We start from the raw sequence: 18045 nt of genomic DNA, 5'->3' as shown, positions 1-18045 counted from the left end.
TTGTTTTTAAACAGCTTCTTAGAACAAAAGCCGCCGCTGAGAAATTGAGTTCTAAATAATTGGATCTATTTGAATAAATCGCACTGAAAAATTTTCACACCAATATTTTGCAGGCTTGCCACAATTAATCGAATTACACGAATCTCTAATTAATTCCAATTAAAAAATTCGTGTAATTCGATTAATACGTAAAAGTTAGTGTAAAGATTTTCCATTTATCGACTTCCTAATTGCGCATATGATTTAAAGCGCCCATAAGTTTATATCTTCAAGAAAATCTTATTGCGGTATAAAAAGTATAACAAAGCAAGCTGCACAAAAACAATGGAAATAGCCGCCCATACCGGTTGCCAGCTTTGAGCGAGATGACCGATAATTCCCCCGAAGAAAAAATTGGCTGTATGCTGAAAATCAACCATCCCTTCAGCTGCGAGATAGATCACTATGGAGTTTACCCCGATCAGCACAAAAGGGAATGCCCACTTCCTGTACCCGGCAACATCTATCACCAGGTAAAATACCGAAAGGAAAACCAGGCTCCATCCGCCTACAAACAATACAAACGAGCTCGTCCATAAACGTTTGTTGATAGGGAAAGCAATATTCCACAGCAAGCCTAACCCGATAAGTAAAATACCTGCTGCTAATAGCCCAATGCCTTTTTTCCACATCGGCCATTTTGCAGATTCAAGCTTCAGGAACTGGCCTGTAAAAATGCCCAGCATGGCGGTACCGATAGCCGGGATAGTGGATAATATGCCTTCAGGATCATGCACTTTATCATGCAGCCTGCCCGGGAGTAATAAACGGTCGATGTATGATTCCAGGCTGCCGTTCATTGTTAAAACCCCTGCTCCGTAACCGGGCACCGGGATCAGTTCCATAGCTGCCCAGTAGCCCAACAACAAAATGCCGAACCATAAAACCTGCCTCCGGATGTTAAAATTAAGATAAATGACACCTGCGAAGAACCACGCAAGGCCGATACGTCCCAGCACGCTTGCAAACCGGGTATTCTCCAAACCGTTAAACTTAAACAAGCCATTAACAACCATCCCTAAAAAAAGCAGGGTAATGGTACGCCTGATCATGGAGCCGTAAATCTCCCGTTTTGCGGTAGACGGTAATAGGTATGGGTAAGCCACGCCGTATTTGCCAGCTTTACCTCCCATTGAATAAGGCATGGAAACACCTGCAATAAACAAGAACAAAGGAAAGATCATATCATAAAAGGTGATCCCGTTCCACTCAGTATGATGCAATTGCCCCGACATCCACACCATGAGCGGCCAGCCGGTGGCTTTAGCAAGGGCATGCACTACCCCTTCCCCGCTCATGATCCAAAACATATCAAAACCACGAAGTGCATCTAACGATAGTAACCGCGCCGGCTTAGTAACAGTATTTCCAGGTTTAACTGCTGATGTATCCATTATTTAAGATCGTTACCCATGATTGTTCTGTACTTTTCATATAACTGTTGTGCAACAACTGTACTGCTACCTGCAGGAACAACAGGATAAGTCTTGGATGAATTAACCCATTGCCATTCCCAGTTGCTTATTGATTTATCAAATAGTTTAAAGTCGGGTTCTTTACCTGTTTCTATTGATCCTTTCAGCAGCTCAAAGAATTTTTGCCAGCGTACCTTATAAAAATCATTGAGCAAACCGCTCCATTGCCGGCAGGAATATTCGTGCAGCGGACTATCGGCATTGCCCCAAAGTGTTATCAGGTTGCGGGCATTTTTTTCGTAAAGTGCTTTTTCGCTTGGATTAGTTCCCCAGCTACGGGCGTCGGCTATCCAAGGGCCCAACATAAAATCCTTTTGGGTAGCCAGTAGTTTATCCATATCGGCTATCAGGTTAATATATTCAACAGTATACTTGCCGAAAGCTTTTTCATCCTTATCATGATAGGCTTTGATCCATTTTAATTGAATTGGCCTGCCGTAGTTAGCCAGCACCTGGCGGGTAATATCAACCAGGTCATAATTAAAACCACTGCTTTGTTTACATGCGGGTATAGCGGCTACCATTTTATCCCAGGCGGGCAGCAGGTCTTTCCGGTTATAGTTTAAGCGGGTGCGGGTCCATACTGCAGCCGAATCAAGCGTTGGCCGGCCGGTGACGATTGACTCTGCTCCATCGCGGATATCCTTACCATTGAAAACAGTGGTCCTGAGCGTTTGCCAGGCATCAAGTGCATCCTTGCTTTTTACACCATAACGGTTAAATAAGTACTCCGGCAGCCATTGATCAAGATCAATTGGCTTGTTTTGCCAGGTATTTTGCGTCATTAATTCATAAAGCACAGGGGTTTGTTCAATGGCTTCCATGGTTAAGCCAATACCCACCATACGCCCCGATTTTGGATCGTTAAGGGCCTGAGCCGGCTGTGTTGCCACTGCCTCTATCCTGCCAAATAAACTATTGTTACCACCATAGTTATGCAGCATGTTCCAGATCCATGGTTTACCATAAAATGCCTCGGTTCGCTTCCAGATCGGTTCATAATCGGTATTGAGGTCAAGTACGATCATATGATCATCAGGCACCGCATTCAATAATGCCTTGATCTGTTCGTTTTGCCAAAATTTACGGTCGCTGAAAAACAACCAGCCCTGCATCACCCAAACAGCTTTTGGATCGGCCTCTTTCATGCCGTCATAGATCCTCGCGCTCAGTTCCGACAAAAATTTCGGATCATTTGAAGGGGGCTCATTCTCGTTAAAAGTATCGGCAGAATACAAATGGTCAGTTCCATAAACCTTGGTTTGCTCCTGTATAAATTTCTTGCCGATCTCTGCAAATAACGGATCTTCCGAATCAAGGATGTAAGTGTCGGCAAAGCCGTTGTTCCAGCTGGTTTGTTTCAGTTTGGCATTAGGAAAATGTGTTTTAAACGATGCCGGCACATGTCCTGTAAATGCAGGAAGCACGGGTTTTATTCCAAGCTCGCGCTCGCGCTGCAATATTTTAACCTGTAAATCCTTATGACCGCTTATCCAGCTTGCGGGTAGCGGGCCGTCCCATTTATCTATGTTACCCATATAAAACCAGCCAAAATAGGCTGGCCCGGTAAAAAAGTCCTGCATGTCTTTATTACTAAAGCCCATGCTTTTATAAACTTTATCCCATACATACTCCTGCCCGGTTATGGCCAGCGGCATGTTGATTCCATGAAGGGCCATCCAGTCAATTTCTTTTTCCCATCGTTTCCAGTCCCACCAGCTCATGCTGTAGCTATAGGTACAATAGTTAAGGTAGTACCGGTATTGGTAAGGAGTAGTTTTATGGATCTTTTTGGCGGGTACTGGCAAGCGTGATGGCAAATTAAGGTTAGTTCCGTTCCATGTGATCTGGCAATGTGCATATTCGGTGAGGTAATAATATAAGGCCGATGCCACCGCAACACCATTATTACCCCTTAATATAATTTTCCCTTTATTTCCTTCTACTTCAAAAACGTCTTTGGCTTCACTTTCAGCGAGTGGCTGTACAACAAAATTTTGCGCATAACCGGGCACCACCCGTTTAATTAAAGCATAAGAAGATGGTACATGCAACTGTGCCTGGGTACTGATTATTCCACCGAGTACACCGCACAGCAGCATGCAAATGAAAACTTTTGTTTTACCTGTCATTTACTTTGAATATTTTATAAAATCACTGAGTTTTTATGAACATCGACCGATGATTTTTGAATTTTTTACCGCGCACTCACATGATGTACAATATCAGGGCAATAAAAACAAAAAAAGGCATATTTCATTGCAAATACTTCAAATAATCACAGTTGATTTTCGCCAAATGTTATAAATACCAAGGTGTCCGTTTGGTGATGAGTTGTCGTGTCCCCTCAGGGTCTCTCGCAGGTTTAAGTTTACCCACAAAATTCAGCAACCTGAAATTTCAATAGGAGGCACCTACGGAGCCAAAAAATGCCTTCTTTTAATGCTATAAACACGTGGCCCCGCTGGGGCCGACAAGGTTTTACAACATAATCAGGTATTGATTGAGATGCTTAAGGCCAGATGCACCAGAGGTGCAAAAGGTTTGTAGCATAAAAAGTATAGAAATACCCTTTGCCCCAGAGGGGCAAAACAAAACGCCTTGCTGATTAAACGGCAAAACAATTTTGTGGGTTAACTTAAACTCGCAGAGGCCCCTGAGGTTCAACCACGTTCCAAACATCTACAGGGATAATCAGAACACCGAACCTGCGTGGCGTATACATCAGGGTCCTCTGCGAGAGACCCTGATGGTACGTTATTGCAAATATTTCAAATAATCAAAAAGGGAAAATCGCCTTAAAGCTGATGTTTCGACCAATGTTATAAATGCCAAGGTGCCCGTTTGGCGACGACTGGTAGTATTCAAAATACTTTAAACGGTTTAGGTTAGATTGGTAAGCCTTATCAAACAAATTATCTACCTGCAAAAAAAGCTCACAAATGGTTTTGTCCGCTTTATTCTTGACAGACGCACCTGCCCCGATATTAAACAAAGCATAGCCGAGTGTGGCTGTCTCTGTATTATCCAAAGCATAAAAGCGGTTTTGCGTAGTATAGGCATCCATTTCGGCCTTGAAATAAATTTTTGAAAATGCGCCATAGGCCTGCTGCAAGCTTGCCTTAAACTCCGACCGGATATGCAGCGGAGGGATAAAAGGCAAATATTTAGCTGCACCGTCAGATTCATCAATGAGCTGTTTGTTGCCGTTGATTCCGGTTACATAAGCCAGGCTGTTATTAAAAGCCAACCACTTCACATTTTGCGGATGCACATTCACGGTAAACTCGGCGCCATATAAACGGGCGCTGCTTTGTTGATACTGATAGGTGCTGTTACCCGGCACAATTACCACAGGGTTGCCACTGGCGTCGGTTAGTTTAGCCTGGTAAATGTAATTGTTGATATGGTTATTAAACAGCTCGGCAATCAGATCAACATCTTTCAGGTAAGCTATGAAACCCAGGTCCTCCTGCAAGCTAAATTCGGGGTTAAAGCTTCGGTTGCCTAAATATACGATATGCGCACCGGGATCAAGTCCGTTTGAACCGATTTCGGTAATATTAGGTGCACGGTATCCCCGAGCGATGTTGGCCTTGAACAGTAAGCGTTCACTGATATTGTAGGTTATGCCCAAACTACCCGAAACACCCTGATAAACATGCCTGAAAGAAGGAAATTGCAAATGCGCACCTGACGTATCCGGCAATTTCACATGCTGTTCAAACCCATTTTTGGAGTTTGGCCCCACATAAAAATCATTCCAACGGATGTGCCGGTTATCATACCTGATCCCGCCCGAGATATCAACTTTTCCAATAGTTTTTTTGGCGAACAGGAATGTCCCGGCATCAAACAGGTTATAATCCGGGATCGGAAAATCTGTTGCCGCCTTGCTGCGATTGGTCTGATACATACCATTTACGCCGAGGGTACTCTCTATGCCTGCTATGGTTGGCAAATTATATTTCAGATCGTAATTAAGGGTATTAAGCACCACATACAATCCCGGTTGAGTTGCCAGTGTAGGGTGGTTATATTCCCTGCGGATGCTCTGCTGCAAGCCGAGCGACGCATTGATACTACTGCCTTCGCCCAGTTTAAACTCATTGTGCGAATAGATCCGGTAATGCTGAATACGCTGATGCAGCGGGGTTATACTGTACGATCTTAACTCATCATCACTTACAATTGGCCTGTTCCTGATATTATCAGTACTGCTTTCGGCTATTTGTTTGGTAAATTGTCTTGTAAGCGAATCCCTGCTGCCATCGGGAATTTCCTGCCGGTTGTCATAAACAGTTGCTGCTATCTGCGAATAGCCCCAATTTTTATCAATCCTGGCCATGCCCGATAAGTTGTATTCGCGAAAACCGGTATTGTATACATAGCCGTCAATGCTGTTGTGGTAATCATGTGCAGCCTTCGCCGTTGCCCTGAAGGCATAACGCCAATCGTTCTTTTTGTAGGATAAGCCCAGCGAGGTGCCGATCATGCCGTTATTGGTATGATAATCGGCAATATAATCTCCATGTAAAACATTGTTTTCGCCAACCGGCAGGTATGGGATCATGTTGATCACTCCCGCCAATGCATCCGAGCCATAGGTTAAACTTGCCGGCCCTTTCACTACCTCGGCACGGCCAATACCATATTGATCTATTTCAATACCATGCTCATCGCCCCATTGCTGCCCTTCCTGGCGCACACCATCATATAGGGTTAAAACCCGGTTGTAGCCTAATCCCCTGATAAATGGCTTGGAAATATTAGGCCCTGTAGTAACCGCGTTAACACCCGGCACTCCTTTCACAATGGCATCAATAACATTGTTGTTTACATTCTGATCCATCTCCTTCTTAGTCATTACTGCAATAGGGATAGGATTACTCCGAAGCTCGGTTTTCCTTGAAACACCGGTTACCGTTACTTCATTTAATTTGGAACTGCTTTCCTGGAGATTGCCATTCAACAAAGTGGCCTCATCAGGTTTTACGCTCACCTTATATCGCCCGGTAACATAACCGATATTGGAAAAAACCACCGTATACGTACCTGCCGGAACATTTTTTAAATGGTAATAACCTTTATCATTTGTAGTACTACCAATAGATGTTCCGGTTAGGGTAACAGTGGCAAAAGAGAGCGGTTCGCTGCCGGCCGTTAATTTTCCTTTAAGAGAGCCTTGCTGTGCGCAAACCGCAACCGAGATCAATAAAAAATATATCGTACATAATTTCTTCATTCGTTTTTGCATATCATAAACAATATACAAAACAAATAAAAAAAATTAGTCTTACCTAATTTTTAAATTAAAGAATATAAAAATACCGACCATGACAGCCCAAATAGCAGCTAAATTACATATTGGGGCTATCCGTTAATTAAATAACCTGTTTGTGTTGAGTAATAGACGGCTGCTGCGGAGAAAAGGCCAGCATAAACTCTTCTGCACGTTTAACCATATTTTCCGAACCGATAAAAATGGCCGAACGCTGGTGAAGCTCATTAACATCCAGATCAAGTATGCGATCATAACCTGTAGATGCCGCTCCTCCTGCCTGTTCAATGATAAAAGCCATTGGATTGCATTCATATACTAATCTCAATTTCCCGTTTGGATATTGTGCTGTAGTTGGATATAGAAAAACCCCTCCTTTGATCAGGTTTCTGTGAATATCAGCAATCATCGAACCCGTATACCTTGATGTATACGGACGGCTGGTTGCGCTATCCTCAACTTGGCAATATTTAATGTATTTTTTTACGCCCAAAGGAAAGTGTGTATAATACCCCTCATTTATAGAATAGATGTAGCCTTCTTTGGGCATCTTAATATCGGGGAGCGACAGGCAAAATTCACCTATCGACGGATCAAGTGTAAAGCCATTAACACCTTTACCCGTGGTATAAACCAGCATGGTTGATGAACCGTAGATCACATAGCCTGCTGCAACCTGTTCGGTACCTTTTTGCAGCACATCTTCAAGAGTAGCAGCACCGTTGGTGGATTTACGGCGATAAATAGAAAATATAGTCCCCACGCTCACATTCACGTCTATATTTGATGAACCATCCAGCGGGTCAATAGCAACGATGTATTTAGCATGTTTTGAGATCTCCGATTCAATCAGAACAGGTTCGTCATTTTCTTCAGAAGCCACAACGCAGCACTCCCCCCCACTCCGTAACGCAGAAATAAATTGCTCATTGGCATAAACGTCCATCTTTTTCTGTCGTTCACCATGCGAGTTTACCGAATCCGTTTCTCCAATAATATCAATAAGCCCTGCTTTGCTTATCTCACGGTTCACAATTTTAGCGGCAATACCTATATCCCGCAAAAGCCTTGACAGCTCGCCTTTAGCAAAAGGGAAATCTGCCTGTTTCTCTATAATAAATTGTCCTAACGTTTTTACTACTTTCATGGGCATGTGCATTTATTGGTTAACAGAAATATTAAAAAAGTACCGGTATCTGGCCGGCTGGTTTATAATTATAATTTGATGGGTTGATAAATCATAAGGCAGCGCATTGGCAGCTATTTAAACAGCTAAAACTTTGCCCTATTATCTCATAATCACCTTTTTGCTAAGTTACCGGCCTTTTATTACCGAACTGTCATGCCCCGTCTCCCGGCATTTTGGTGATCATTTACCACCATTGTCATCCATAAAAGCCAATTACAGGCAGATCATATCATAATAAGGCATTGGCAGATATACCTTTTGATAATATCGTACAATAATTTGATAACGGTTGGATAAAAACGGGAGATGGCATTATCCATCTTTGTTTTATATCAAAACCAATTAATTAAGGGCCTGCTATCATTTATATATAAGTATATGCCGCAAACTGAACATTCTTACCGCGACATCACTATCCGGTTTCCGGGCCAGGTAATTGTTGGTAAAAACTCGCTTTTTAAACTCACTGATGAGATTATTGGTCAAGAGTATAAATCGGCTTTGATCATTGCCATCAGTCCGCTATCAGGAAAGCTTGAACCGCTTTTAGCTCAGCTTAAACAAGCCGGGATTGCTGTTCATATCGATACCTCAATAGTACGTGAGCCTTCATTCAAGGACTTTGAAGATCTGCTTGCATCGGTAAAAGGTACCGAAGCCGATGTGATCATAGGCATTGGCGGCGGTAGCGTACTTGATGTAGCCAAACTCATAGCCGCTCAGATTAATAATCACCAAACACTGGCGGAGATAACAGGCATCGGCTTGCTTAAAAGCCGCACTAAAAAGCTAATCTGCGTACCAACAACAGCTGGTACTGGCAGCGAGGCATCGCCCAACGCTATATTGATTGATGATGCTGATAACCAGAAAAAAGGCATTATTAGCCCCTACCTGGTGCCGGATGTAGTGATCATTGATCCAGCTTTGATGATCAGTCTCCCGGCAGAGGTTACTGCAGCTACAGGTCTTGATGCCTTAACCCATTGCCTTGAAGCTTATACCAATTTATATGCTCATCCCTTTATTGATATGTACGCACTTGAAGGCATCAGGCTCATCGCTGCTAATTTGGTTAAAGCTGTAAACGATGGTACTGATGAGGACGCTCGTACACAATTGGCCATTGGCAGTTTAATGGGTGGTTTTTGTTTGGGCCCGGTTAATACAGCCGGCGTGCATGCGCTCTCCTACCCATTGGGCAGCCTGTATCATATTGCACATGGCTTGTCAAATGCGTTGTTACTTCCTTTTGTAATGGAGTATAACATCCCTGCAGCGCCGGAACGTTATGCCGCAGTTGCCCGTGCATTGGCCTGTAATAGCAGTATCAATGATTTTGAAACAGCGTACGCCGGTGTAGAAAAGATCCGCCAGTTGATTAAAGAATGCGGCATTCCGGCAAGCTTAAAAGAAATAGATATAGATAAAAATACCATACCGCAAATGGCGGCCGACGCCATGAAAATTACACGCTTGCTTAAAAACAACCCGCGACCGATAAACATTGATGACGCTGTTACCATTTACGAGGCTGCTTATTAATACATACTAATGAAACTAAAAAAGAAATATAATGGCCTGGTAGTGCCATCAATTACACCACTTACCGATAGCTACAAACTTGACCACGAAGCGGTTGAAAAAATATTTGATAATATTTTCAACTATGGCGGTGTACCATTTATCCTGGGCACTACCGGCGAATCTGCTTCATTGCCAAACGATGTCAAGCTTGATTTTGTTAAGCTGGCAACATCAGTAAGACAACCGGGCCGGTTGCTTTATGCAGGAATTTCATCAAACTGCCTGGCCGACTCAATTGAACTGGCCAAACGCTGTGCAGATGAAGGTATTGACGTTGCTGTAGCACACCTGCCTGCCTATTTTACCTTAACCGAATATGAAATTAAAACATACTTTGAAACACTGGCCAACGAGGTACCTATCCCGCTGATAGTTTATAATATCCCGGCCACCACCAATGTATCTATAAACCTGAACCTTCTCGACGAATTAAGTTATCACGATAATATTGTGGGCACTAAAGATTCTGAACGGAACCATGACCGTTTAAAGGATTCCCTTAAACTATGGGCTGGCAGGGCCGATTTCAGCCACTTTTTGGGCTGGGGCGCACAATCTGCCCATGCCCTGTTTACCGGCAGTGACGGCCTGGTGCCAAGCACCGGCAACCTGTTCCCGGATATTTATTATAAAATGATAGTAGCTGCCGATAACAATGACGAAGCCGCTGCCCTGCAATTACAAAGGCATTCCAACTTAGTTGGCGATATTTACCAGGGCAAACGCCTGTTGGGCGAGTCATTGGCCGCATTAAAATCATTAATGCAAAGCGCAGGACTATGCCGTACTTACATGATGCCGCCTTTATTGCAGGTTAGCGAAGCCGAAGCAGCAGATCTTCAAATAAAACTGCAGCGCATGCTTAATGTTGAAAACCTTAGCTTACCAATATACCAATGATAGCCGAGCGACCGATCATAGCGATAACCATGGGCGATCCGGCCAGTATTGGCCCCGAGATAGCCGTTAAAGCCCTGCTTACCGAAAGGCTGTATGACATCTGCCGCCCGGTGATCATTGGCGATACAGGTGTATTTTTTGATATCGTAAAAAGATTGAGCTTAAACGCCACTATCAATTCTATAAAAGATATCCGTAACGCACAGTTTGTTTTCGGCAAGCCGGATGTGTTTGATCTGCAAAATGTAGATATGGAACAACTGCGCTTTGGCGAAATCTCGGCCATGGCAGGCAATGCCTCATTTGAAGCCGTTAAAAAAGCTATTGAACTGGCAATTGACGGCGAAGTTGACGCTACCGTAACCGGCCCTATCAACAAAAAATCAATTAACGAAGCCGGGCACCATTTTGCCGGGCATACTGAAATTTACGCGCATTACACCGGCACAAAAAAATATGCTATGCTGCTGGTTGAGCATAATATGAAGGTGATCCATGTATCAACCCATGTATCATTAAGGCAGGCCTGCGATCTGGTTAAAAAAGACCGGATAGTAGAAGTAGTTGAACTTTTACAGGATGGCCTCATCTCTTTAGGCGAGAAAAACCTGAAGATCGGCATCGCCGGGCTTAACCCCCATGCCGGAGATTCTGGTTTATTCGGTACCGAAGACGATTTGGAGATCCTGCCTGCTGTACAGGAAGCTTTAAAATTAGGTTATGATGTGGAAGGCCCTGTACCTGCCGATACCTTATTCTCCAAGGCATCAACCGGCTATTATGGCGGAGTGGTAGCCATGTATCACGATCAGGGGCATATCCCCTTTAAGCTTACCGGCTTTAAATGGAATGCCGAAAAACAGCAAATGGATAGTGTAAAAGGCGTTAACATTACTATGGGTTTGCCCATCATCCGCACTTCGGTTGACCACGGTACAGCTTTTGAAATTGCAGGGAAGGGCGTTGCCAGCAGTGATGCCATGATACTGGCTATTGAGTCGGCGGTGCAGTTGAGCAAAAACAGGATAAAAGTATAAATATATGATCGCTGTAATTGCAGATGATTTAACAGGGGCAGCCGAGCTTGCGGGAATTGGCCTCAACCACGGGTTAAGAACCGAGGTGAGCACCACTGTTGATGAACGCTGCGATGCGGATCTGTTGATCATAGCTACCGATACCCGCTCACTTCCTGTAACCACAGCGAAGGAGGTCATGCACGATCTCTCGGTTCAACTCTTGCAATTACAGCCACGCTTTATCTTCAAGAAAATAGATTCCGTTTTACGGGGGCACATTATTGAGGAGCTGCAAAGCCAGCTTACAGCGTCCGGATTAAAAAGGGCGCTGATCGTACCCGGCAATCCTCACCATTCAAAGAAACTTATTGGCGATACGTTTTATTACAATAGCGCGCCTATCCATCTCAGTGATTTTGCCAATGATCCAACCTTTCCGGCCTTAAGCTCGAATATTGTTGAATTATTAAGAGCTGATGAAAAAATCCGCCTTGTTAAAAAAGATGATAAACTGCCATCAACGGGAATCATTATTGGAGCTGCCGATAACGAAGACGACCTGAAATATTGGATTGAAAAAACAGGCAAGGACACGCTGCTGGCAGGTTCGGCAAATTTGTTTACCACCCTGCTTCAACACTTAACGTCACCGCAAAAGATTGAAACACCCGATCCTGAAACCACAGGCAGGCGCTTATTTGTATTTGGCAGCACTTTTTACCAGGGCAAGCTAAACTTAAACGATGGCAAGCATAACAATATCCCGGTGCATTATGTACCCGCGGCCACCATTTGTGCCGAAACCAGCGGCGACAATGTACATGCTCTTTTTGCCAGCCATGTGGCATCCAGTATTGTAGCAGGAAACAATGCCATCATTGCCATAAACCCCGATTTTATCAAGGACATTAAAGTAGACCCGGTGTTGCTGAGCCATAAAATGGCAGCTATTGTAAAACAGGTTATTGAGCACACCTCCCTTCACGAATTGCTGATAGAGGGTGGCGCAACCGCCTGGGCCATACTTGAGCGTTTAAACATCGAAAAATTATATCCCTCAAAACTAATAGCTCCCGGAGTTATTCATATGCGCATAGCGGGCAATAACCAATTATGTTTAACTTTAAAACCCGGCAGCTACCCCTGGCCAGCCCCCGTTTGGGAAACCAATAACTATACCTGCATATGAAACATGAAACCCTGCACCTGGCAGATTATATCATCATAGCACTGGCACTGGCCATTTCATTAACCATCGGTCTCAGGTTTTCAAAAGGACAAAACTCCACTAAAAAATATTTCGTATCTCGCGGCTCTATCCCCGCATGGGCCATAGGCATGTCGTTAATGGCTACGCTTATCAGCAGCGTAACCTTCCTGGCCTATCCCGGCGAAGGTTTTGCATCTAACTGGATCCTGCTGGTGCAAGGGTTGATGGTGCCAATCGTATTATTGTTAATGGTATGGTTTATTGTGCCGCTTTACCGCGAAGTGATAGGCGTAAGCACTTACGAATATTTTGAAAAACGGTTCGGTCTGTTTGCCCGGTTTTATAGCTCCATAAGCTTTGTGTTAACCCATTTTTCAAAAATGGGCACGGTATTTTTTTTGCTGGCACTGGCGCTCTCCAACATGACCAACACCAATACCTTCGTGATCATCTGGATAATTGGTGTGGTGATCATTGTTATTACCCTTATAGGCGGTATCGAAGCCGTGATCTGGGCCGATGTGGTACAGGGCTTTTTGCTGATAGCCGGTGGGATTGCTTCGTTCATCATTCTCATCTGCTCCATCAAAGGTGGCTTCCCCGAGCTTTGGCACATTGCCAGCGTGAACCATAAAAATAACTTCGGACCTTATTCCTGGGATTTCAAAAAACTCACCTTCATCGTAATGGCTATTAACGGTGTTTTTTACGCTATTCAAAAATACGGTACCGATCAAACCATGGTACAGCGTTATCTTACCGCCAAAACCGATAAGGCTGCCATCAGGGCGTCGATATTAGGCGTTGCGCTTACCGTACCGCTTTGGGCATTGTTTATGTTTATCGGTACTGCTTTGTTTGCTTTCTACCAGCAAAACCCATTGCCTGCAGGTATCAAAGCCGATGCAGTGTTCCCTTATTTTATAATGAGCAAACTGCCTACCGGCGTTGTAGGGCTGATACTGGCGGCGCTGATCTCAGCAGCCATCTCCAGTTTAGGGGCCGACCTCAATTGCCTGTCGGCCATTGGTGTGGAGGATTATTACAAAAAGTTCAGGCCTAACAGGTCTGATAAAGAATATTTGAAAGCCGGAAGATGGATAGTGGTGTTGGCCGGCTTAGGGGCGATGGGCATAGCCACCCTATACCTGCTGGCCGGTGATGAGGGCGCATTGGGCATAGTTTTTACCCTGTACGCCATTTTTTCGGGTGGTATAGCGGGCATCTTTTTGCTGGGCCTATTCAGCAGCCGGGCTAACCGTCAGGGCTTGAATATCGGCATCATAGCCTGTATTCTTTTTACCGGTTATGCCTTTTTAACTTCTGCCAAAATTGGCCTTGGTGCTGATAAACATATCCTGCTCGATCTGGGTAAATACAATTTCACCCAACATAAATACATGCTGGGCGTGTATAGTCATTTAGTGGTGATCATAGTTGGCTCTCTGGCCAGCCTGTTTTTCCCCAAACCCGAATTGAATAAAAACCTCCTTTTCAGCGGGTGGCTTGAGGCTAAGCGCGCCGGAAAGCTTACCAAATAATTTACAGCAATGAAAAAGTTACTGGCATCAGGCCTTGGTTTGTTCCTGTTCATATCTTCGCAAGCGCAGATGAAACCGGCTTCCATTTTTACCGATAACATGGTGCTTCAGCAGCAAAGCGAAGCCCCGATCTGGGGATGGGACAAAGCAGGCTCAACTGTTACCATCAACACCTCGTGGAATAAAAAAAGCTATAAAGCCAAAGTAAATGCCGCCGGCAAATGGCTTGTTAAAGTTGCTACCCCGGTATACGGTGGGCCATATACTATCACCATCAGCGATGGTAATACCATTAAACTAAACAACGTGCTTATTGGCGAAGTTTGGCTTTGCACCGGGCAATCAAATATGGAGATTCCGATGAAAGGCTATAAAAGTCAGCCGATAACCGGATCCGTTGATGCGATCCTGAAATCGGCCAATAGCAATATCCACATTTATACGGTACCGCATTCATCGGTAACCGAGGTTCAGGAAAACAGCAAACCGTCGGAGTGGCATGTGGCTTCGCCTGAGTTTGTTGCCAATTTTAGTGCTACAGGTTATTATTTTGGCAGGTTACTGAACGAAATGCTGCACGTGCCTATCGGCCTCATCAGTGATTGTTACGGTGGTTCAAGTGCCGAAGCCTGGATGGACCCAGAAGGGTTAAAAGGTTTCCCGGAGATCAAAATTCCGGCTAAAACCGATTCCATTAAAGCAGTATCCCGCACGCCAACTACTTTGTTCAACGGTATGCTGAACCCGGTGATCGGCTACGGCATCAAAGGCTGTATCTGGTACCAGGGCGAATCAAATTACGACCGCCCCGATCAATACGAAAAACTATTCCCGGCCATGGTGAAACGCTGGCGCGAGCTTTGGCAGCAAGGCGACTTCCCCTTTTATTACGCACAAATAGCCCCTTACGATTATACCCAATTGCCCCCATACAATGCGGGAGGCAAATACAATTCGGCTTACCTGCGCGATGCTCAGCGTAAATCACTTAAAGTGATCCCTAATAGCGGCATGGCTGTATTACTGGATATTGGCGACCAGGTTACCATTCATCCTCCACGTAAAGAACCCGTAGGTACGCGGCTGGCTTATATTGCCTTAGCTCAAACCTACGGCAATAAAGGATTTGACTATGCGAGCCCGCTGTATAAAGAAATGACTGTTGATGGCAACCGCGCTACCATCAGGTTTGAGCATGCCGATAACGGGCTAACCTCCTTCAACAAGCCCATTCAAAACTTTGAGGTTGCCGGTAAAGATAAAATGTTTTACCCGGCGCAAGCCATGATATCGGGCAGTGTAATTATTGTATCTTCACCTTTGGTAAAAGAGCCCGTGGCCGTGCGTTATGCCTTCAAAGATTTTGTTGTAGGCGATCTGTTCGGCACCAACGGGCTCCCCGTTTCCTCATTCAGAACCGACGATTGGTAATATGAAAAAACTCCTGCTGCTCTGCTTCCTGTACTGCAATATCGCATTAGCCCAAAACAAGGGCATCGAACAATACAATGAAGTGTGGACAAGCCAAAGCCAAAACTCGGGCCAATCGATGCCCTGCGGCGGCGGCGATATTGGGTTGAACGTGTGGGTTGAAAAGGGCGAGCTGCTTTTTTATATAGCCCGAAGCGGCACTTTTGATGAAAATAATGCCATGCTCAAACCCGGCCGGGTGAGGGTTAAACTATCGCCCAACCCTTTTGATGGCAACGATTTTAAACAGGAACTGAAACTCCAAAATGGTTCGGTACTCATCAGCGGAAAAAACGGTGATTTAAAAACCGAAGTAAAACTTTGGGTCGACGTTTACCGCCCAGTGATCCACGTTAACATCACCAGTAATAAAGCCGTTAAAACCGAAGCCATTTTTGAAAGCTGGCGCTACCGCGACAGAGAAGTTAAAGGCCTCGAAAAAAATGAAGGCTCATGGAAATTTGCCCCGCGCAATGATGTCAAAACGCTAAAGGACAATATCGCATTTAAAGACAACACCATTCAGTTCTGTCACCACAACCTCGACTCCACCATATTTGATGTTACTGTAAAGCAGCAAGGCATGGATGCGGTAAAGGATCAAATGTACAACCCGCTTAAAAACCTAACCTTTGGCGGGCTGATGCAGGGTAAAAATCTAAAAACAGCAGGTACTACAAAAGGGCAATATCTTAATACAGATTTTGAAGGATGGAAACTGGAAAGCATCAAACCTACTGCCAACCAGGATATCGAGATTTACCTCAATACTCTACAAACAGCATCGGTAAATGAATGGCAGCAAGGCCTGCAAAAAGTAGTTCAGGAAGCTGAAGCTAAAACTAAAACCTCATGGCAAAAAACAGCCGACTGGTGGAAACAATATTGGGACAGAAGCTTTATCTACATCAACGCCGATAAGCCAGCCAATGATACTTCAGCATGGCAAAGCGGTAAAAACTATCAGCTGTTCAGGTACATGCTGGGTTGCAATGCTTACGGACAAGCGCCCACTAAATTTAACGGCGGATTGTTCACTTACGATCCGGTTTTCGTAAACCCGCAATATGCCTTTACACCCGATTTCCGTAATTGGGGCGGAGGTTTAATGACGGCTCAAAACCAACGGTTGGTTTATTTCCCGATGCTCAAAAGCGGCGATATTGATATGATGAAACCGGAGTTCGATTTCTATCTCCGTTCCCTGAAAAACGCCGAGTTGCGCAGCAAGGTTTACTGGGGTCATAATGGTGCCTGCTTTACGGAGCAGGTGGAGAATTTCGGTCTGCCCAATAGTGCTGAATATACCTGGAAACGACCTGCCGATTTTGACAAAGGACTTGAGTACAATGCCTGGCTGGAATACACCTGGGATACCGTTTTTGAATTTTGCCTCATGATGCTGGAAACGGAGCGGTACAAAAGCGATGACATCCATCAATACATTCCCTTTATTGAAAGCTGCCTCACGTTTTTTGATGAGCATTACCAATACCTGTCACGCAAACGAAGCGCCAAAGCGCTTGACGGCAACGGGCACCTTGTTTTGTACCCCGGCTCATCTGCCGAAACTTTTAAAATGGCTAACAACTCCAACTCAACCATAGCGGCCTTGCAAACCATTACCAAACGAATGCTGGCCTTGCCGGATAACTATTTAACAAGCGACGAGCGCTTGAAATTGACCGCCTTGCTGAAACGGATTCCCCCATTAACATTTGCGGAAATCGACGGTCACAAAACCCTTACTCCGGCAAAATCATGGGAGCGGGTGAATAACGAAGAGAACACTCAATTTTACCCGGTATTTCCATGGGGCATATTTGGCTTAGGCAAACCGGGATTGGATACCGCTTTGAACACCTGGAAACTGGATACCCTTGTAGCCAAATTCAGGAGTGGCATTGGCTGGAAACAGGATAACATTTTTGCTGCCCGATTAGGTCTTACTGATGAAGCGGCCAAACTAACCACCTTCAAACTCAAAAACTCCGGCAGGCGCTTCCCGGCCTTTTGGGGCCCCGGTTTCGACTGGACACCCGATCATAACTGGGGCAGCTCGGGCATGATCGGTTTGCAGGAAATGTTGATGCAGGTTGACGATAAAAAGATCATGCTGTTCCCGGCCTGGCCAAAGGACTGGGATGTTCATTTTAAACTTCATGCGCCTTATAATACTACTATTGAAGCTACCATGAGGGATGGAAAAGTGGTTGACATGAAGGTTTTGTCGGAAGAGAGGAAGAAAGATATTACGGTGATTTTGGGGCAATAAAATTACCCGTCATTCCTACGCCACCGCTCGGCTCCAGCCGAGTGGTAACTATTACGCGG

11 protein-coding genes are annotated in these 18045 nt (G+C 44.7%); 7 read left to right on the top strand and 4 right to left on the bottom strand.

Annotation, left to right across the window (positions count from 1 at the left end; genetic code table 11):
* Positions 1–260 precede the first annotated feature (260 nt).
* The 4 genes from MTO98_RS08875 to fbp form a co-directional block, all read right to left on the bottom strand.
* Positions 261–1433, bottom strand: coding sequence for an acyltransferase family protein (locus tag MTO98_RS08875; RefSeq protein ID WP_243486295.1), 1173 nt, complete (start codon positions 1431–1433; stop codon positions 261–263).
* Positions 1433–3646, bottom strand: coding sequence for an alpha-N-acetylglucosaminidase (locus tag MTO98_RS08870; RefSeq protein WP_243486294.1), 2214 nt, complete (start codon positions 3644–3646; stop codon positions 1433–1435). Before MTO98_RS08870 ends, MTO98_RS08875 begins: the two co-directional genes overlap by 1 nt.
* A gap of 647 nt (positions 3647–4293) precedes the next feature.
* Positions 4294–6759 (bottom strand): TonB-dependent receptor, encoded by a 2466-nt coding sequence (locus MTO98_RS08865; protein ID WP_243486293.1) that lies wholly within the window; start codon positions 6757–6759, stop codon positions 4294–4296.
* Between the two features lie 139 nt (positions 6760–6898).
* The gene (gene fbp, locus MTO98_RS08860; protein ID WP_243486292.1) at positions 6899–7942 is read right to left on the bottom strand and encodes a class 1 fructose-bisphosphatase; all 1044 of its coding nucleotides are present in this window, start codon (positions 7940–7942) and stop codon (positions 6899–6901) included.
* Positions 7943–8362: 420 nt separating this feature from the next.
* Between fbp and MTO98_RS08855 the strand changes: the two genes are divergently transcribed.
* The 7 genes from MTO98_RS08855 to MTO98_RS08825 are packed head-to-tail and all read left to right on the top strand — an operon-like array spanning position 8363 to position 17986.
* Positions 8363–9529 (top strand): iron-containing alcohol dehydrogenase, encoded by a 1167-nt coding sequence (locus MTO98_RS08855; RefSeq protein WP_243486291.1) that lies wholly within the window; start codon positions 8363–8365, stop codon positions 9527–9529.
* Positions 9530–9538: 9 nt separating this feature from the next.
* Complete coding sequence (locus tag MTO98_RS08850) at positions 9539–10471, top strand: dihydrodipicolinate synthase family protein (protein WP_243486290.1); 933 nt, start codon at positions 9539–9541, stop codon at positions 10469–10471.
* Positions 10468–11508 (top strand): 4-hydroxythreonine-4-phosphate dehydrogenase PdxA, encoded by a 1041-nt coding sequence (gene pdxA / locus MTO98_RS08845; RefSeq protein ID WP_243486289.1) that lies wholly within the window; start codon positions 10468–10470, stop codon positions 11506–11508. The genes MTO98_RS08850 and pdxA overlap by 4 nt, the downstream gene beginning before the upstream one ends.
* A 4-nt stretch (positions 11509–11512) precedes the next feature.
* Positions 11513–12679 (top strand): four-carbon acid sugar kinase family protein, encoded by a 1167-nt coding sequence (locus MTO98_RS08840; protein WP_243486288.1) that lies wholly within the window; start codon positions 11513–11515, stop codon positions 12677–12679.
* The gene (locus MTO98_RS08835) at positions 12676–14241 is read left to right on the top strand and encodes a sodium:solute symporter (protein WP_243486287.1); all 1566 of its coding nucleotides are present in this window, start codon (positions 12676–12678) and stop codon (positions 14239–14241) included. The genes MTO98_RS08840 and MTO98_RS08835 overlap by 4 nt, the downstream gene beginning before the upstream one ends.
* Before the next feature lie 9 nt (positions 14242–14250).
* Positions 14251–15672 (top strand): sialate O-acetylesterase, encoded by a 1422-nt coding sequence (locus MTO98_RS08830; RefSeq protein WP_243486286.1) that lies wholly within the window; start codon positions 14251–14253, stop codon positions 15670–15672.
* A 1-nt stretch (position 15673) separates the two neighbouring features.
* Positions 15674–17986, top strand: coding sequence for a DUF5703 domain-containing protein (locus MTO98_RS08825; protein ID WP_243486285.1), 2313 nt, complete (start codon positions 15674–15676; stop codon positions 17984–17986).
* Positions 17987–18045 lie beyond the last annotated feature (59 nt).

Source organism: Mucilaginibacter sp. SMC90 (genome assembly GCF_022811725.1).
Taxonomy (GTDB): Bacteria; Bacteroidota; Bacteroidia; order Sphingobacteriales; family Sphingobacteriaceae; genus Mucilaginibacter.
Note: the sequence above shows the minus strand (reverse complement) of the source record. Positions and strands in the feature narration are given on the sequence as shown.